This window comes from Arthrobacter sp. FW306-1B-G06A (assembly GCF_058781765.1).
Window position 1 is genome coordinate 132,545 of sequence record NZ_JBYSXB010000001.1, and the last position, 17,230, is coordinate 149,774.

17 protein-coding genes are annotated in these 17,230 nt (G+C 63.3%); 5 read left to right on the forward strand and 12 right to left on the reverse strand.

Translation table 11 applies throughout. The features are described from left to right. Together fliD and AC3WJM_RS00665 are read right to left on the reverse strand one after the other, a co-directional pair. Positions 1-1,377 (reverse strand): flagellar filament capping protein FliD, encoded by a 1,377-nt coding sequence (fliD, locus tag AC3WJM_RS00660; protein WP_492270988.1) that lies wholly within the window; start codon positions 1,375-1,377, stop codon positions 1-3. Between the two features lie 117 nt (positions 1,378-1,494). Further along, positions 1,495-2,361 carry a flagellin N-terminal helical domain-containing protein gene (locus AC3WJM_RS00665; RefSeq protein ID WP_284989473.1) on the reverse strand — a complete coding sequence of 289 codons (867 nt, stop codon included), beginning with the start codon at positions 2,359-2,361 and terminating at the stop codon, positions 1,495-1,497. Positions 2,362-2,661: 300 nt separating this feature from the next. On the opposite strand from AC3WJM_RS00665, the gene AC3WJM_RS00670 reads away from it, so the two are divergent. The 5 genes from AC3WJM_RS00670 (at position 2,662) to AC3WJM_RS00690 (ending at position 8,019) form a co-directional block, all read left to right on the forward strand. Next, positions 2,662-3,162 carry a flagellar protein FlgN gene (locus AC3WJM_RS00670; RefSeq protein ID WP_284989472.1) on the forward strand — a complete coding sequence of 167 codons (501 nt, stop codon included), beginning with the start codon at positions 2,662-2,664 and terminating at the stop codon, positions 3,160-3,162. Positions 3,163-3,238: 76 nt separating this feature from the next. Continuing rightward, positions 3,239-4,678 carry a flagellar hook-associated protein FlgK gene (flgK, locus tag AC3WJM_RS00675; protein WP_307052717.1) on the forward strand — a complete coding sequence of 480 codons (1,440 nt, stop codon included), beginning with the start codon at positions 3,239-3,241 and terminating at the stop codon, positions 4,676-4,678. Between the two features lie 3 nt (positions 4,679-4,681). Beyond that, entirely contained in the window at positions 4,682-5,569 is an 888-nt protein-coding gene (flgL, locus tag AC3WJM_RS00680) for a flagellar hook-associated protein FlgL (protein WP_441437426.1), read from the forward strand. After that, a complete protein-coding gene (locus tag AC3WJM_RS00685; RefSeq protein ID WP_492270989.1) occupies positions 5,566-5,952 on the forward strand; it encodes a flagellar assembly protein FliW in 387 nt (128 codons plus the stop codon). The genes flgL and AC3WJM_RS00685 overlap by 4 nt, the downstream gene beginning before the upstream one ends. Before the next feature lie 501 nt (positions 5,953-6,453). Then, complete coding sequence (locus AC3WJM_RS00690) at positions 6,454-8,019, forward strand: APC family permease (protein WP_492270990.1); 1,566 nt, start codon at positions 6,454-6,456, stop codon at positions 8,017-8,019. A gap of 71 nt (positions 8,020-8,090) precedes the next feature. Here the strand turns inward: AC3WJM_RS00690 and AC3WJM_RS00695 are convergent, their stop codons facing one another. The 10 genes from AC3WJM_RS00695 to AC3WJM_RS00740 form a co-directional block, all read right to left on the reverse strand. Continuing rightward, positions 8,091-8,636 (reverse strand): AMIN-like domain-containing (lipo)protein, encoded by a 546-nt coding sequence (locus tag AC3WJM_RS00695; RefSeq protein WP_284989467.1) that lies wholly within the window; start codon positions 8,634-8,636, stop codon positions 8,091-8,093. 371 nt (positions 8,637-9,007) lie between these two features. Further along, on the reverse strand, positions 9,008-9,310 hold the full coding sequence (locus tag AC3WJM_RS00700; RefSeq protein WP_059388261.1) for a DUF4193 domain-containing protein: 303 nt from the start codon (positions 9,308-9,310) through the stop codon (positions 9,008-9,010). Positions 9,311-9,453: 143 nt separating this feature from the next. After that, on the reverse strand, positions 9,454-9,630 hold the full coding sequence (locus AC3WJM_RS00705) for a hypothetical protein (protein WP_172465532.1): 177 nt from the start codon (positions 9,628-9,630) through the stop codon (positions 9,454-9,456). Between the two features lie 56 nt (positions 9,631-9,686). Beyond that, positions 9,687-10,535, reverse strand: a complete 849-nt coding sequence (locus tag AC3WJM_RS00710) for a DUF6454 family protein (protein ID WP_492270991.1) — start codon at positions 10,533-10,535, stop codon at positions 9,687-9,689. Beyond that, positions 10,516-12,063 carry an inositol monophosphatase family protein gene (locus AC3WJM_RS00715; RefSeq protein WP_492270992.1) on the reverse strand — a complete coding sequence of 516 codons (1,548 nt, stop codon included), beginning with the start codon at positions 12,061-12,063 and terminating at the stop codon, positions 10,516-10,518. Before AC3WJM_RS00715 ends, AC3WJM_RS00710 begins: the two co-directional genes overlap by 20 nt. Continuing rightward, on the reverse strand, positions 12,060-13,139 hold the full coding sequence (locus tag AC3WJM_RS00720) for an ABC transporter ATP-binding protein (protein WP_059388265.1): 1,080 nt from the start codon (positions 13,137-13,139) through the stop codon (positions 12,060-12,062). The genes AC3WJM_RS00715 and AC3WJM_RS00720 overlap by 4 nt, the downstream gene beginning before the upstream one ends. Before the next feature lie 32 nt (positions 13,140-13,171). After that, positions 13,172-14,035, reverse strand: coding sequence for an ABC transporter permease (locus tag AC3WJM_RS00725; RefSeq protein WP_284989462.1), 864 nt, complete (start codon positions 14,033-14,035; stop codon positions 13,172-13,174). Further along, positions 14,035-14,997, reverse strand: a complete 963-nt coding sequence (locus AC3WJM_RS00730) for an ABC transporter permease (RefSeq protein WP_253257217.1) — start codon at positions 14,995-14,997, stop codon at positions 14,035-14,037. The genes AC3WJM_RS00725 and AC3WJM_RS00730 overlap by 1 nt, the downstream gene beginning before the upstream one ends. Continuing rightward, positions 14,994-16,154 (reverse strand): extracellular solute-binding protein, encoded by a 1,161-nt coding sequence (locus AC3WJM_RS00735; protein WP_492270993.1) that lies wholly within the window; start codon positions 16,152-16,154, stop codon positions 14,994-14,996. Before AC3WJM_RS00735 ends, AC3WJM_RS00730 begins: the two co-directional genes overlap by 4 nt. Before the next feature lie 172 nt (positions 16,155-16,326). Beyond that, positions 16,327-17,145 (reverse strand): COG4705 family protein, encoded by an 819-nt coding sequence (locus AC3WJM_RS00740; RefSeq protein ID WP_492270994.1) that lies wholly within the window; start codon positions 17,143-17,145, stop codon positions 16,327-16,329. Positions 17,146-17,230 lie beyond the last annotated feature (85 nt).

Here is a 17,230-nt window from a genome sequence, read left to right on the forward strand (position 1 = left end):
TTACTTCGTCGAGCTCGAGAGGCCGGCAATCTGGCCGGTGAGCCATGATTGCTGGGCGTTGAGTTGGCCAAGGGCAACTTCCATGGCGTTGTACGTCGTTTGCAGGGTCTGCCGCCTGGAGGCCAAACGCTGGTCCCAGTCGGAGATCTGGCTCCCGAGGTCGGTCACTTCGGATTGTTGCCCCTTGATCAGGGCGGTTACCGAACCACTGAACGGATCGGTAGCGCTGGTTGCTGCGTCGGACACGCGGGATGCAATGGTCTGGAGCGCTGCCTGCGTCCCGGCGGGATCCGAAGCCAAGGACGATTGGAGCTTGGCCGCGTCAAACGTGAAGTTTCCATCCCTGGTGACGTTGATTCCGTATTCGGAGGGAGACTTCCCGTTCACGGGCATGGACACGGCGGAGAAGACTTGGTCGTTGACCGAGCGGACGCCGCTGTTGCCGCTGAAGATGCCGCCACTGGCTGCGGAGGCGCCGTTGGCGTCGGTCGTCTGGGTCACGGCGCTGTAAATGGAGACGAAGCCGAGGACGTCATTGACGGCGTTCACCAGATCCCCGGCCTTTTTGGTGATCCCCGCGGAGTCACTGGCAATGTTCACGGTCACCGGTCCGGCAGTGACGGCGGAGGCCGCCACTGACACACCGGGAAGCAAATCAGTGAAGGTGTTGGTTCCGGACGTGATTGTCTGCGCTGCCGGAGTCCCCGCATACAGCGTCGCTTTGGCATCCTGGGCGGCCTTGACGACGGCGGCGGAGGGGTCAGCCATCAGGTCGGTGGTGCCCGCGCTCACTTGCGCTGCCGTGCCCTGGTAGACGCTGTACGCTCCAGCCGCACCTGAAGTGGCCGCGGTCAGTTGAAGGCGATAGGTTCCGTTGCCTGCCGGGACCTTGACGGCCCGGGCCGGGCCGGACGCCGCGTTGATCGCCGTCACGACGTCGTCAAGGGAGGTAGATGCAGGCGTGATCTCAGTCTGTTTTCCCGTGGAGTCGACGAGCGTCAGGTGTGCCGGTGCACCCGAGCCGTCCGTGGGCCAGTTGCTCATGGCCGCGGTGACGTCCACTTGGCTCTGGGCCAGCTGGGTGACGGTGACGTCGATTGAGCCCGCGGTCGCGGAGGTGGTCGCCGTCGCAGTGATCGACGGGGAAGTCGTGGTGGCGCTAAACAGGTTCAAGGCGTTCACGGCCGAGTCGCCGCTTGCGAGGTCTTTCAGTGACGACAGCTTCGAGTTCAGCGATTGAAGCGTCGAAATCATTGTCTGGTCCGACGCAAGCTTCGTCTTCAGAAGTGTCTGCGGTTGTGCTTCCACCGCCATGAGCGAATCAATGATGGAGGTGGTGTTCAAGCCGCTGGCGAGGCCGTCGATCGAGCTTGCCACGTTTGGTCCTTCCGGATGTGTTGGTTACGTCGGCGGGGTCCGGACGCGAATGGCGGCCAGGGGTGTGTTCCCGTCCTGGCCGCCATTCGCTGATTACCGGTCAGCTACCGGAAGGTCTTAGCGCAGGAGCGAGAGAACGCCCTGGCCGGACTGGTTGGCCTGGGCCAGCATTGCGGTGCCGGCCTGGGACATGATGTTGGCCTTGGTGTACTTGACCATTTCCGAAGCCATGTCCGTGTCCGTGATGCGGGACTCGGCTGCCTGCAGGTTTTCGCCGGAGACCTGGAGGGTCTTCGTGGCGTGCTCCAGACGGTTCTGGGTTGCACCCAGGTCGGCGCGCTGGGCGGAAACGGCCGCGATGGCCGTGTCAACGGCAGCGATGGTCAGCTGGGCGTTGGCGCTCGTGTCCACTTTGAAGCCTGCAGCACCCGCGGCGCCGGAGAGGCCGGTAGCGCCGGTTCCGACGGCGGTTGCGACGTCGCCGAGGTTGACGGCGATCTTGTCGTTGGCGCTGCCGCCGGTGCCGACCTGGATGTTCAGGGACGCGCCGCTGTTTCCAGCCGCACCCTTAAGCAGATCGATGCCGTTGAACTGAGTGGACTGCGTGAGGCGGTCCAGTTCCTTGCCGAGCGAGTCGCCTTCACCCTTGATCGCCGCACGGGAAGCGGTGTTGTTGGTGTCGTTCGAGCCCTGGACAGCGAGGTCACGCATGCGCTGGAGGATCGAGTGGACTTCGGTCAGTGCACCTTCAGTGGTCTGGATGACCGAGATGCCGTCCTGGGCGTTGCGGGCGGCGACTGCCGAGCCGCTGACCTGGGACTTGAGGCCTTCCGAAATTGCCAGGCCTGCTGCGTCGTCAGCTGCACGGTTGATGCGCAGGCCGCTGGAAAGCTTCTCCATCGACTTGGACACGTCGTTCTGCGTGCGGTTGAGGTTGCCGTAAGCGTTGTTCGCCATCAGGTTTGTGTTGATTGCCATGCCCATGATGTATTCCTCCATGATTGGGTCTGCTGGTACTTCCAGGCCGTCCGTGGCCTGTCACTTCTGGTTATCGGAACGGCGGTCCCCTTTGGTTAGCAAAACGCCACAGGAAAATTTGCCACAGGCCTCAAGATCCGCCGCGCGTCGCTTGACTGGACAAAGCGAATAAATCATGCATAAACAACGCCTAACGCATGGGCCGCGGCAGCCGATAGTTGTTTTCAGCGCGGCGAAGGCACAGGGGAAGTGTTTTCCCGCGGCAACGCACCCGAAAAACCAACCCGGAACTGGAGTTGACCCGACATGGCCATCCATGAACTGTCGGCCCTGCTGTGGCGAGAACGTGAGCTACTGGATCTGCTGACATTCAAGCTGGAGGAAGAGCAACTGCTCCTCACGGCGGGCAAATCCCGTTGGTTGCCGCATGGCACCCGGGAAGTGGAGCAGGTCCTGGGGCACCTGTCCAAGGCCGGGCTTGCAAGGGCGGTGGAAGTGGCGGCCGTGGCAGAGCAATGGGGGTTGCCTGCCGAGTCTTCACTGGGCGAGCTGGTCACAGCGGCCCCGGAAGAGGCCTGGGCTGATGTCCTGTCCGCGCACCTGAACGCGATGCAGCAGCAAACCGCGGCCATCAAGGAGCTGCGTGATTCGAACGAGCAGTTCCTTCGCGCCGCCGTCCGCTCCACCCAGGAAACCATGGCGGACCTGAAACCGGCGGCCGGGACGTACGACTCCCACGGGCGGACCGGTTCCCAAAGCGGGACAGCAGACTCAACCCCGTCCCGCCTTTTCGACCAGCAATTCTGACCGAAACTCATCAAACGTAGACGGACATGCAAAGGCCGGATCACCTCAAGGCCCGGATCACCCAAAGGACACAGCAGTGAGCACATTCGGCGGACTCAATACGGCCTACCTGGGCCTCACCGCGGCGCAGCAGGGCATCAACGTTGCCGGACAGAACATCGCCAACGCCGGCACTGACGGGTACACCAGGCAGCGGATCGAGCAATCCGCCGTCGGCGCACCCGCGCGCACAGGCCCCTTCACGGCGGGTGCCCAGGCCGGTCAGGGCGTGTCGGTGGACGGAATCGCCCGCCTGGGCAACAGCTTCCTCGATGCCGGGGTTCGCTCCAGCGCGGCCCAGGCCGGTTACGCCGGCTATCGGTCCACCCAACTCCAGCAACTCGAAGGCTCGCTGAACGAGCCCGGTCCCGCCGGAATATCGACGGCGTTGCAGACCTTCTGGTCCTCGTGGCAGGGAGTCTCCAACCACCCAGGCGAAGCAGCCCCGGCCGGCGTGCTGCTGCAAGCCGGCACCACCGTTGCCAATGCGGTGTCGGCGGGATACAAGGCCTTGGATTCCCAGTGGACCCGGATACGAGGAGAAGCCCAAAGTACCGTCGCAACCCTGAACGATGCCGCAGCCCAGGTGGCCGGCTTCAACGCGACGATCCGTTCCGTCACAGCCTCGGGCGGCTCAGCCAACGAGATCATCGATGCCCGAAACAAGGTGGTTGAAACCATTGCTTCCTTGGCTGGCGGAACTGCCCGGGACAACGCCGACGGCACGGTGGATGTCTTCGTGGGCGGCAACGCCATCGTCTCGGACACGTCGCACCGCGAGATCACGCTGGGCGGCCAGGCGAGCATGGGCGCACCGGGCTCGACATTGGCGCTGGGAGGACCCGTCCAGTTGGAATGGGCCGATCGCCCCGGTGTGGCGGTTTCCCTCGACGGCGGAAAACTCGCCGGCGCCGTCTCCCTCCTTGCCCCCGCCACGGCGGGAGGTGCGGGAGGGGCCATCTCCGAGGCCGCCGCTTCCTACAACGCCTTCGCCACCAAACTCATGAACGACGTCAACGCCGTGCACCGCACCGGGCAGTCCACCACCGGCACCTCAAATCTCGATTTCTTCGCAACCACCCCTGGCGCCCCGGCGGCCCTGTCCCTCAGCGTTGTCCCGACGAGCGCCGCGGGAATCGCCACCGGCAGCCCCGGCTCCGGCGCCCTCGATGGCAAAATCGCCGACGCCGTTGCCCAAATCGGCACCGGGCAAGGATCCCCTGATGCCTTGTGGTCCGGAATCGTCACAGGGATCGGCACGACGTCCCAATCGGCACAGCAGCATCAGCAGCTCGCCGATGCGGCGAGCACAGCCGCCGTCGGGCAGCGTTCCTCCGGTGCGTCCGTCAGCCTCGACGAGGAGAACATCAGCCTCCTGAGCAACCAGCACGCCTACCAGGCGGCTGCCCGGGCCATGACGGCCGTGGATGAAGCCCTCGACGTCCTGATCAACCACACCGGATTGGTGGGAAGGTAAGCCATGCTGAACCGTGTAACGAACCAAACGATGTCCGCGGCCGCGCAACTGAACCTGCAGGCCGGGCAGGCCAAGCTCGCCGCGCTGCAGGACAAGGCCAGCAACCTCAAGAACATCACCAGGCCCTCCGACGATCCCGCGGCCACGGCGAACCTGCTCGCCACGAAAAGCCAGCTCAGCGCCGCCGGACAGTATTCGAACAACATCGACGACGGCAATGGCTGGCTGACCACCGCCGATTCCGCCCTCGGGCAGGCCACCAACATCCTCAACCGGGTCCGTGACCTCACGGTCCAGGCTGCCAACGGTTCCCTGAACAGCAACGCCAAGGAGGCGATCGCCGTCGAAATCGAAGGCCTCAACAAGGACCTCCTGGCCCAGGCGAACACGCAGTACCTGGGCCGCAATGTCTTCGCCGGGAGTTCCGATTCAGCCGGCGCGTTCAGCAATGCCACGCCACCGGTCTTCAACGGAACGCCAGGCAGCACGGTGGAACGGCGGATTGACGCAACGCAGACGGTGCGGGTAGACGCCGACGGCGGTGCGATCTTCGGTGACGGCGCCGGCTCCGTCTTCGCTTTGGTGAGCAACGTCGTCGCCGATATCCGCTCCGGCGCGGATGTCAGCGGGCGCTTGACGGCGATCGGCGACAAGATCAAGTCGGTTGTCAACGGACGCGCGGACGTCGGTGCCAGGCAGACTAAGCTCATGCGCGCCCAGGACTCCGTCGACGGACTAAAGGCCTCGCTGGACGCACAGCGCTCCGGAATTGAAGACGCAGACATCGGAAAGGTCGTCATGGACTTGAAGCTGCAGGAAACCAACTACCAGGTTGCCCTCGCGGTCACCGCCAAGACGCTCCAGCCCACGCTCATGGATTTCCTGAAATGAGCACCGCACAGGCTTCCCGGGCGTTGAACTTCACCGCGCCCATGCCCGGGCTTGAAGCGTCTGACGGCTTCGCCTTGCGGGGAATCGACGGCGCCCCCGGGCTCTACGCGATGGAGTCGGCGAGCCCGCGGATCCGGATGTTCCTGGCCGAGGCCGTCGTGTACGTTCCGGACTACGCGCCCGCCATCCCCCGCTCGACACTGGACGATCTCGGCCTGGACCGGGCTGAGCTGGCAACCACCTTGGTGGTGGTCAACCCGAGCCCGGAGAAGACCACGGTAAATCTCGCGGCCCCGATCGTGCTGAACCCGGAAACCGGACGCTGCACGCAGCTTCTCCTCGATAGCAAGGAATACCCCCTCCGGGCCGAGCTGAGCGCCTAAGCAGCACGCCTCCCCCGGACGCTCGCTCACTTTTGGGTCCCTTCCGGCCGACGCTCGCTCAGATGATCTGAGCGGGCGTCACCGCTTTTGGCCCCATATGTGAGCGAGCGTCCCTTCTTGAGCCGCGGGGATCCCAGGATCGCAGGATCGCGGATCGCTAAACCCGCTTGGCCTCCCCCGACGCTCGCTCACTTTTAGGCCGTTTCCGGCCGACGCTCGCTCATTTTTGGGCCGTTTCCGGCCGACGCTCGCTCAGAAGTTCCACTCCGAACCAAAATTGTTTGGTCAAACCACTTGCGCCAGGGCTTCTCCCCGTCCATACTAAATGAACGTCATTCATTTAGTGACTCCCGTCTCACCGGAAAACAGCCATCATGATCTGCACCACCTACCCGGGCGCCCCAACCTCCCCCGCCCGCCATCAGCTTCGATGACCCCGCAGACGGCTTTCACTGCAACACCCAGCAACAACCTTCGGCCCATCTAGAAAGAGCCAAGCACATGACTCAAATAACCCGCCCAAGCGCCAGGAAAACCGTGGAGGCCCACGATCCCGCCGGCACCGAGCACGGCATCAGCGGCAAAGGACTCAAGACGGGGCAGCTGGGGCTCCTCGCCGTCGTCGTCCTTGGTATTTCTTCCGTGGCGCCCGCGTACAGCCTGACCAGCTCACTGGGCCCGGCGGTCAACGCGGTAGGCCTGCAACTCCCCGCGATTTTCATCGTCGCCTTCATCCCGATGATCCTCGTGGCGTTCGCCTACCGGGAGCTCAACGCAGACTCGCCGGACAGCGGCACCACCTTCACATGGGCAACCAAGGCTTTCGGCCCCTTCATCGGATGGATGGGCGGCTGGGGGCTGCTTGCCGCGAACATCATCGTCCTTTCCAACCTGGCAGGCGTCGCGGTGGACTTCTTCTACCTCTTTCTCGCCCAGGTTTTCGGCAACCCCGATCTTGCCGACCTCACCTCCAACAAAGCCTTGAACATCGCCACGTGCCTGGCCTTCGTGGCACTGGCTGTCTGGGTCAGCTACCGGGGACTTCACGCTACCAAACTCGTGCAGTACGCCATGGTGGGATTCCAGGTAGTGGTCTTGGGCGTGTTCATCGTCATGGCCCTCACCCATGCCTCCTCCGGCGACACCCCGACGGCTATCGCCTTCAGTTGGGACTGGTTCGACCCCACGAAGATCAGCAGCTTTGAGCAGTTCGCTGCCGGCATGTCCCTCGCGGTCTTCGTCTACTGGGGCTGGGACGTCTGCCTGACGGTCAACGAAGAGACCAAGGGCGGCAAGGGTACTGCCGGCAAGGCGGGCACCACGACGGCGATCGCGGTGCTGGGTCTCTACGTCGCCGTAATCGTCGCAACCATGATGGTGGCTGGCGTTAGTGGGGACGGCATCGGGCTCAACAACCCGGACAACCAGTCCAATATCTTCGCCGCGTTGGCGTCCCCTGTGATGGGTCCTTTGGCCATCCTCATGTCTTTGGCCGTACTCGCAGGCACAGCGTCGTCCCTGCAGTCCACTATGGCCTCCCCCGCCCGAAGCCTTCTCGCCATGGGTCACTACGGCGCCCTTCCGCAGAAGTTCTCCTCCGTGAGCAAGCGCTTCGGTTCCCCCGGATTCGCAACCATCATGGCCGGGGCTATCTCCGGCGGGTTCTACGCGATCATGAAGGTTGTCAGCGAGAATGTCCTCAACGACACCATCCTGGCTCTGGGCTTGATGATCTGCTTCTACTATGGAATGACCGCCTTTGCCTGCGCTTGGTACTTCCGGCACAGCGTATTCAGCAGCGTCCGCAACTTCTTCATGCGGCTGCTTTTCCCGGTGATCGGCGGCGTGGTTCTGACCCTCGTCTTCATCCAGACGGCGGTGGACAGCTGGTCCCCCGACTTCGGCAGCGGTTCCGAGATTTTCGGCGTCGGCCTCGTATTCATCATCGGCGTGGGCATCCTGGCCCTCGGAGCGGTGGTCATGGTGATCATGGCCCGCGTCCGTCCCGGCTTCTTCCGCGGCGAAACCCTTCGCAAGGACACACCGGCCCTCGTGGTTCCCGAATAAGCCAGCAACTCTCAGCGTGGCAGAAGCCCTGTTCCGGCATCACCCGGAGCAGGGCTTCTGTTGTAGTTGCTTCACCACATGTGCGCGACGTCGATCACCAGCCGCGATCCCGTTCCCGGACCGGCCAGCGTGAAGACCCTGAAGGGGAGCCGGGCGCGGACACCCAGGCCAAGGCTCGTGTATCCCTCGAAGCTGCCCGCGAAGGCCACTTGCCGGAAAGTCTTGTAGTCCGAGACGTTCGTGAGCTCGTTCTTGTCGGCCGGGTTGTACGTGGCATTGCCGCTGGAACTATAGGCGGGGGCGTTGACCGTGACTTGCAGGAACGCATTGCCCCTCAGCTCGACGGGAAGTCCCGAGCCATCGTGGAGTACTTGTGGAACGTAGCGGATAGAATAGCCGGCAACGGCGCCATTCAGGTCGATCACCAGGCGGTCAAAGCACGGTTGCTGCCCCGTCCGGACATTCACCACTTGCGCTTGGGTCAGCGCGGGGTTTGACTTCGCCAACGATCCCCACGCGATCCCGCAATACGGGGCTGCCGACGCTTCCCCTGGAACCACTAGACCAAGCCCGGCGGCCACTACCAAAGCTGCCAACCACGCGTAAAACCTTCTCACTTGGGCCCACTCCCCTTGAATTCTTGAGCGATCCGATACCTCAAGCGTAGGAGCGTCCGGCCCCTTGAGAGAGCTTCGTATCCGCTTCGGCGCCCAACTGTTAACAGGCTTCGCGAAGGGTCACGAGGACGTAATTCAACGGTCTGCTTCCCGCGGTTTTCCGGGGTTTCGGCGCCGTCTCGCGCCTCTGTTCGTTATCACGGATAACGACGTCGGAGCGCTTGCCGGCATCGATTGCTCCGTAACTGTCGTTTTGAACGCTCAGAACGACAGTTACGGAGCAATCGATGGGCCTACGCATGCAAAAGCCCCGCCCGACTGGTTTGGGGATGCTGGATTCCAGTCGGGCGGGGCTGATTTGCGTGCGGGGTTTAGCCTTCGCAGTCGCGGCAGTACTTGAGACCGTTCTTTTCCAGCGCGATCTGCGAGCGGTGACGGACCAGGAAGCACGATGAACACGTAAATTCATCGGACTGCTCCGGGACAACGATGACGGTTAGTTCTTCGCCGGACAGATCGGCGCCCGGAAGATCGATGCCCTCGGCTGTGTCGTTCTCGTCGATGTCGATGACAGCAGTCTGGGCACCGGAGCCGCGCGATGCCTGAAGGGCCTCGAGCGATTCGGCGGGAGACTCTTCTTCGGTCTTGCGTGGGGCGTCGTAATCGGTAGCCATTGGTGTGGTTCACTTTCGTTGCTGCATAGTGCCATTTCAGGCACCTCAGTGAAGCAGTTTAGGGCATAGTACACGCCGTCAACGAATAGTGTGTTCAACAAGACATTTGGCCACGTAAGAACCCCGGAATCCCGGGGGTTTCGCTACTCCACGACGCGGATTTTCCGCGCTTGGGCGTCGGCAATGGCCACACCGCTGAGCGCCGGGAGCCAACCGTAGCGGGTGGTTTCAGTGGCTCCGGAGGCCCCCAGCTCGGCAGCGTCGTAGAAGTAGGCAGCTTCGATCCAGGCGCTCACCTTGGACATGATGGAGACGATCATGCGGCCACGCTATCGAGGCCCGGTTCAAGACCCGTTTCCGCTCTGTCACAGCCGTGTTAAATGATCCTGTAGCTCAGTAACCGCGTGCCGCCGTCGTCGTCGCCGTCGTCGGGCGCCGCGTGAATCAGCAGCCCGGATTCATCCGCAGTGACGGTGACAGGGTTGCGGGTGATGACGTGACCGGCGCCGCTGAACACGCCGATGGGCACGTCCCACGTGATTCTTTGCCGCAGCGGTTCCACCAGGGCCAGCCCTCCGAGTTCAAGGACACCACCATCAACCTGCGGCAACAGGGAAATCCCGCTGCACAGCAGAAGTCCCGGACCGAGGAGCTGGGCATCCTGGTAGTCGACGAAGTGGCCAGGGTTCTCCCACTGATCCACCAGGCGGCCTTCCGTGTCCCAGATGTAGAGCTGCCGGGAACCCCAGCTTCCGCCGAACACCAGGTCCAGTCCGGGATCGCGCACGATCCAACCGATGTGGTCCTCCACCCGGAACCGCTCGCGGACCTCGAAGGTGCCCGGATCGATCGTATAGATGGTGCTTCTGCTCGCGGCCCGGTACTCGGCGACGGAAACCCAGACGTGGTCGCCGTCGAAATCGATACCCCCTGGGTGATACGCCGCGTCCTCGCCTACAGGAATATCGCGAAGCAGCCCACCGTCCGGCCCGAGGACGAACACGTGCCCGTTCCCCCGCCCCGGAGTCCGTAGTGCCGGATCCGCCGCGGGGCGCGGCGCATCGAGGATCTCAACGGAGGACAAGAACGTCAGCCCCTTGGCGAACGCCATGCCCTGCGGGTGGTGCGTCGGAAAGTCGAGGCTGATCTCCCCAACCAGCTTGAAGCGGCTCCGCCGGTCGAGTGCGGAAAGAGCGGCGAGAAGCTCAGTCCCCCGCATCGGCATGGGCCTGCCTCCACAGCTCGTAAAGCTCGGCGGCGTATTCCGGACGGGCCGCAAGGACCCCGCCGGTTTCCGGGAACGTGTCCATCTCGCCTTCGGAATTGAGGACGACGCCACCGGCCTCCTGAACAATGAGCGTCGCCGCCAGGTGGTCGATCGGGCTGAAGCACCCGATGATCGCCCCGGCACCACGCCCGGCAGCTACGCCCACCACCGTCATGGTCGCTGAACCCATGATCCGCATGATGCTGTGCCGCTCGCCCAGCTCCGCGAGCAGTTCCAGCATCCCGGGCCACGGCAAGTGCCCCGCGAGTTCGGTCGCCACCACGGTTCCGGCCAGGGCCGACGTCGGAACTCCCGCGGAAGCCAGCGATAGCGGCTTTCCGTTGAGCCACGCACCGTGACCGGCCCACCCCTCGAAAATCTCGCCACGCCAGGGATCTGCGACGACGGCGACCGCGGGCTTGCGGTCCACGGCCAAGGCAAGCGAGAACGCCGTCCACGGAATCTGGTTTACGTAATTGGTGGTCCCGTCGACGGGATCAAGGTACCAACACGGTGCGCCGGGCACGGCGACTCCGCCCATTTCCTCGCCAACCACCGTGTGGCCGGGAAGGCGGGCCGCAATCACTTCGCGGACGTGGCGCTCGACGGCGACATCGACTTCCGTGACCAGGTCGGCAGGGTGCGCCTTGGTTGAGACCAGGCCGCGATCGGCGTCGCGCATGTACCCGACGGCCCATTCGGCCAGCTCCAACGCGACTTTCCGGGACTCAAGGACCTCGTCTCCGGCCAGTCCCCCGGGAGCCTGGGCCGAAGTCCATGCCTGTGGGTCTTCGGCGATGGCGCTTTGCAACAGGTCCAGTTGGTTGCTCGTGATCGAGTCCACGCCGAGTCCCAATGCCCAGCGCATGGTTTCCAGGTTGTCCACGGTCCAGCACGCTACTTTGGCTCCCGCGGCGTGGATCTGTTCCACCATGCCCTTGCTGAGGACCACGTGCTCGGAATTGACGAACTCGGGACCCAGTTCGGCCAGCAACTCCTCCGGCGGGGCAGTCCTCTTGCTCCAAGGCAGCCAGATCCGGGCATCCTTATCGAGGGCGCGGATGATCCGCATCCCGTCCAGGTTCCCGCACCAGGCCACTTCGATGCCGCTTTCGCGTACGACGGCGGCAGTCGCCTTCGCGGGGCCGGGCTCGTCCATGTCGATGAGCACGGTTGACCGGCTGTCGCGAAAGAGCTCAAGGACTTCGGATAGCAGGGGAATACGTTCCTCACCGGCGCCCAGTTGCCTGATGCGGTCATAGTCGACGTCTGCAACGTCCGCATCGAGGCTCCAGATCCTGAGCAGCGAGGCATCGTGGAGCAGGATCACCTGCCCGTCCTTCGTTACCCGGACGTCCACTTCCACGAGGTCCGCACCCGCGTCGATGGCTGACGCTATGGCGGGCAAGGTGTTCTCCAGATACTTGCTGGAGTCGCCCCGATGGGCCGCGGCCCGGGTCCTTTTGGTGTCGATCGTGTTGCTCACAGTGCGGCACCTGCCTCTCCTACCAGGCGTCCGTCCCGGAAGGTCATGGCCTTGCGGATCCCCGCATATGTCTGTTGGCCGGGCTGCATGAGCTCTCCGCTGACAAAGCTGCGGAGCCGGGCGTCGGCCCTGCGCACGTACACTTCCTGGAAGTGTCCGCGCGGGACCACCCTCTCGACGGTCGCCGGCACAGCACCTGCGAAGGGGGCGTCTGCCAGGATGACGTCCTCGGGCCGGATCCCGAGAATGTCCGGGCCCGCAGTGATGAGTCCGCCGTCGAGCGAGCCTTCCAAGCGATTCATGCTTCCGATGAAGGTAGCGACAAACTCGGTTTCCGGGCGGGCATAGAGCGCTTCCGGGGTGCTGTATTGCTCGATCCGGCCCGCATTCATGACGGCGATGCGGTCCGACATGGACATCGCCTCTTCCTGGTCGTGCGTGACGATGACCGTGGTGATGCCCAGTTCCTGCTGGATCTTGCGGATGTCTTCGCGCACTTTGACACGTAGTTTCGCGTCCAGGTTGCTCAAGGGTTCGTCAAGGAGCAGGAGCTTCGGCTCCTGGACGAGTGCCCTGGCCAATGCCACGCGTTGCTGCTCGCCGCCGGAGATGCGTGCCGGTTTGGAATCCGTGTGGTGCAAAAGGCTGACCAACTCCAGGACGGCTTCCACCCTGCCCTTGATCTCAGCCTTGGACAATTTGCGGAGCTTCAGCGGGAAGCCGACGTTCTTGGCCACGGTCATGTGGGGCCACAGCGCGTAGTTCTGGAACACCATGGCGCTGGGGCGGTTCTCCGCGCCGAGGTGCGAGACCTCCTGGCCTTCCACCTCAATGGAACCAGAGTCCGGCTCCAGGAACCCGGCGATCATGCGCAGCGTCGTTGTCTTGCCGCAGCCGGAGGGCCCCAACAAGGACACCAGCTCGCCCTCCTTTACCGACAGATCGAGGTTGTCGATGATGGTGCGGCCGCCGAGGATCTTGTGGAGGCCGCGGATGGTCAGGCCACCGCCCGACGCCGGAGTGCCCGGCTTCGTGGGGCTGGCGGGTGATTCAGTCAACGGTTCATGGATTGTCATGGGTTCTCTGTCTGAACATTGAGCGCGGTGCGCTATTTGATCTGGAAGCCTTCGGCGAGCTGGCCGCCGAGGATGTGCTTGTGCGCCGCGAGCATGAGGGCCACGGAGGGAATGGCCAGCAGGATCGAGAAGACGGCAGCCACCTGGGTGGGGTAGTTCAGCACCAGGCTGTACATCTGGGTGGGCATGGTCATGAAGGCCGGTGCACCCACCAAGTACGTTCCTTGTGCTTCGTCGAAGGACGCCAGGAAGGACATCACGGCCGCGACGATAATCCCGGGCAGGGCCATGGGGAGGGTCACGGAAGTGAACACGCGCAATGTGGAGGCTCCGGCGTCGCGCGCTGCTTCCTCAAGGTTCCGCGGCACGGCAGCGAACGCTGCCGCCGGAATCCACGTCATGAACACCACGGTGCCCAGCACGTGCACCACGAGGATTCCCAGCACCGTGTTCATCAGGTTCAAGGCGTAGAAGAGCGCAGCGAGGGTGACGAACAAGCCCATCTTGGGGAAGGCGTTGGTCGCGAACAGGCTGATCAGGAAGAAACGGCGTCCGGGAAAATCAAAGCGGGCGAAGGCGTAGGCGGCGGGCAAGCAGATGATCGCAGACACAAGGACCGTCAGCGGGGCGAAGAACAAGGAGTTCTGCACCGCGATTCCGAGCGCGCCGTCGTTGACCACCACCTGCCACCAGCGCAATGTCCAGTCATCGGGAAGGAGGTTGGGGAAGGTCCAGTTGCCGGCGAAAGCACGAACGCCGAGCCAGAGCAGCGGGCCAAGGATGAAAACGATCATGAGGACCACGAACAGGCCCACCAGCGCACTGCGGACAATCGAGTCCAGCGTGAGCGGCCGGCGGGTGCGGGACCCAGCCGGGGATCCGGTAGGGAGAGCCATCAGACTTTCCCCTGTTCCTTGGCGGAACGGAAGTTCGCCCACACGTAGAGCGCGGCGATTCCGGAGGCAATCAGGAAGACAGTGAAAGCCATGACCGCGGACTGCTGTGGCTGGTTGAAGGCAGAGAAGTAGTTGGACATGTCCACTCCGAGCATGTTCGGTGAATTGGGCCCGGTGAAGTACGGGACCGTGAACGATCCAACAATTCCAATGGCCGTAAACGTCGTCGCGATGATGATGGGAACAGCGGCCATGGGAACGATTACCGAGACGATCGTGCGCAAGGACCCGGCACCGGCGTCGCGGGCTGCTTCGATCATGGCGTTCGGCACGGACTGCAGTCCGGAGGAGACCATGAGCACCGCGAAAGGCAGGGAAGTCCAGACCGAGCCGATGATGACCGTGACCATGGTGAAGGCCCACACGGGGAAGTCAAGCCCGAAGAGGGCAAAGACGCTCCGGAGGAAACCGGTGCCGGAGTAGAAGGTCAGGATCGCCCACGAGGCGATGACCACCGGGATGAAGAGCGGCACGATCGCCAGTCCGGAAAGGAGGCGGGCCATTCGACCGCCTTTCAGCTTGAGGTAGAGCCCAATGCCCAAGGCCAGGAAGATGACCGTTGCCGTGCTGACCAGCGTCACGATGACGGTGACCAGGAGGTCCCCGAGGAAACGCTTGTTGGTGAACATCTCCTGGTACGCGGCCAGCGTTCCCCACCAGGCGTCCGCCTCGTGCACGTTCTGGCCAATGGTGGCGATGGTGTGGTTCAACCCGCCGGTCAAGCCAATGCTGAAGCCGAACGCGAGAATGATCGGGAAGCCGACGAAGATCGCGATCAACAGGATCGGCGGCAGTGCCATGAAGAACCCGACGGCGCGCTGGCCCAGGCGCTTGGGGCGCGTGGTACGAGCCGGCGGAACTGTTTGCTGCAGTTCCGCCGGCTTGTGAAGCGTGGTTGTCACTGGCCGGGAACCTTCTGGTCCCAGAGGTTGTTCAGGTCTTTGCCCATCTGGTCGAAGTAGCCCTTACGCAGGTTGTTGGTGTCTGCGTCCTTGAACTTGTCTTTCACATCACCCGGAAGTTTGTCCAGGCTGATGGCCGGGAAACCGGACATTTCCTTGATGATCATGGTCTGTGCCTCCGGCGAGAGGACGAAGTTGGCAAGCTTCAGCGCCGCTTCCTGGCGGGGCGAGGACTTGGGAATGCCGAGGTAGGCGGCACCGCCGGTGAAGGACGGGTTGCTGATCTGGGTGGCCTTCACGGTGGACGGGATCTGGCCGTTGGTCAAGCCGGTGATGAACTGGTCAGACCACACCGGAGCCATGGAGATCTGTCCCTTGGCGAGCAGGTCAAGGGTCTGCTGGTTGCCGTTGGGGTAGACGCCGCCCTGGAAAACGGACGAGTTGAGGTCCTTCAACGTCGCGAAGCCCTGGTCCCAGTACTTCTCGAGATCCTTCTCGTAGCCCACCGTCATCTTGGCGCGGGCGTCGGCCGGAACGAACTTGTCCAAAACGGTGGCAACGAATGCACCGCCGGACCCACCGGACTTGGGCGAGTTGTAGGTGAACTTGCCCGGGTTTGCCTTGATCCAGGCGAGCAAATCGTCGAGGGTCTTCGGCGGAGTGGCAACCGTCTTGGTGTCATATGCGAGGAGCACCGCGGAGCCGCGGTACGGGATGCCACCGGTGCCGCCGGCCTTGATGACGTCCTGCGGGACATCGTTCAATGCCGGAATGGTCTGGGAACTCACGGAGGTCAGCAGATTGGCTGCGGAAGCCTTGGAAACGAAGCCGCCATCGACGAGGTCGAAATCAGGTTCCTTGTTCTGCTCCGTGGCGCTGGTCAGTTTCGCCAGGGTCTGGGAATCGTGCTCGCCGTGCAGATCGAGGGTGACCTTCACGTTGTAGCCGGGGTTGGCCTTTTGGAAGGCGGGAACAAGGCTCTTTTCCCACAGGTTCTGGACGTTCGTGTCCCCGCTGATGAAAACGGTGATCGTCTTGTCCGGGGATGCGCTGGCGCCATTGTTCTGGGCCGTTGCGGTGCTGCTTTGAGCGCAGCCGGTCACAGCGGTGGCTGCAACAACGGCGACGGCGGCCGCTGCTAGAAAGCGGTTGGTCATGGTGTTCCTTCATCTTGAACCGAAAAGTCCCCCAAGGGCAGGAACTACCATCCAAGGGCAAGGTGAAGGAGTGGGTCATGGCCCATGAATCCGGGGTTAACCCGAGGAAGAATTAACGCAAATATGTCAGGACATACGAACAACAGCACGAAACGTTTTGCAGTGGATCGCCCTACTTGCGGGCTCGCTTCCAACCGATCGTCAGGAACGTGACCAGGACGGCGATCGCCGCGGCCAGGGCCAGGCTGACCGGGCCGGTACCCCAGTTGAGTCCCCCTCGGTCAGGAGAAACAGCGGTCCAGTCGGAGAAGGACGCCCCCAATGGCCGGGTCAGGATGTACGCGAACCAGAAGGCCGGGATCGCCGCCAGCAGGCGACGCCAGTGGGCCAGTGCCGGGACAGCGATGACAACCGCGAACATGATGCCCGAGGCGAGGTAACCGAGGCCCAGCGAGTAGGCGGCCAGGTCCCCGGTAGCCGTGCCGAGGGCGAAGGTTGTCAGCACAGCGGCCCAGTAGAAAGCCTCCCGACGCCGGGTGGTGATGCTATGGATGGAAAGGGTCTTCTCGTTCCGGTGCCAGAGCAGGAAGACAACAGCGAGAGCCACGGTGAAGAAGAGGGTCGACGCCAGATAGGGGACGCCAAGTCCGACGTGGACAGCGTCCGCAGCCATGGTCCCAAACACACTGACCATCGCGACGGCGGTCCAGTACACCCAAGGGATGTAGCGGCGGACGCGGAACTGGAGGACCAGCGAAATTACCAACGCCGCAAATCCGAGGCCCAGAGCGATCTCGGGCTCAAAGCTGTGCACCAGGAAATCGGACATGGTTTCGCCCATCCCGGTAGTGAGGATCTTCACTACCCAGAACAAGACGGTCACCTCGGGTACTTTCGAGACGGAAGCTCGGGCGACGGCTTTCTGCAGTCGATCGCCAGCAGCTACGGTGTCCTTGGCCCGCGGGCTAGCGGTGAGTTCTTCGGGCATCATGGCCCCCATTGTTCAGGGCTTTCCCGAGCGTTTCCCGAATGTGACGCGTGGGGCCCTCGCCCTGACACGGTGACGAAGCCCCCAA

Coding starts and splice junctions, on each gene's coding strand:
- AC3WJM_RS00665 (WP_284989473.1), bottom strand. CDS start 2,361: ATGGGCATGGCAATCAACACAAACCTGATGGCGAACAACGCTTACGGC.
- AC3WJM_RS00670 (WP_284989472.1), top strand. CDS start 2,662: ATGGCCATCCATGAACTGTCGGCCCTGCTGTGGCGAGAACGTGAGCTA.
- flgL (WP_441437426.1), top strand. CDS start 4,682: ATGCTGAACCGTGTAACGAACCAAACGATGTCCGCGGCCGCGCAACTG.
- AC3WJM_RS00685 (WP_492270989.1), top strand. CDS start 5,566: ATGAGCACCGCACAGGCTTCCCGGGCGTTGAACTTCACCGCGCCCATG.
- AC3WJM_RS00690 (WP_492270990.1), top strand. CDS start 6,454: ATGACTCAAATAACCCGCCCAAGCGCCAGGAAAACCGTGGAGGCCCAC.
- AC3WJM_RS00700 (WP_059388261.1), bottom strand. CDS start 9,310: ATGGCTACCGATTACGACGCCCCACGCAAGACCGAAGAAGAGTCTCCC.
- AC3WJM_RS00705 (WP_172465532.1), bottom strand. CDS start 9,630: ATGATCGTCTCCATCATGTCCAAGGTGAGCGCCTGGATCGAAGCTGCC.
- AC3WJM_RS00710 (WP_492270991.1), bottom strand. CDS start 10,535: ATGCCGATGCGGGGGACTGAGCTTCTCGCCGCTCTTTCCGCACTCGAC.
- AC3WJM_RS00720 (WP_059388265.1), bottom strand. CDS start 13,139: ATGACAATCCATGAACCGTTGACTGAATCACCCGCCAGCCCCACGAAG.
- AC3WJM_RS00725 (WP_284989462.1), bottom strand. CDS start 14,035: ATGGCTCTCCCTACCGGATCCCCGGCTGGGTCCCGCACCCGCCGGCCG.
- AC3WJM_RS00735 (WP_492270993.1), bottom strand. CDS start 16,154: ATGACCAACCGCTTTCTAGCAGCGGCCGCCGTCGCCGTTGTTGCAGCC.
- AC3WJM_RS00740 (WP_492270994.1), bottom strand. CDS start 17,145: ATGATGCCCGAAGAACTCACCGCTAGCCCGCGGGCCAAGGACACCGTA.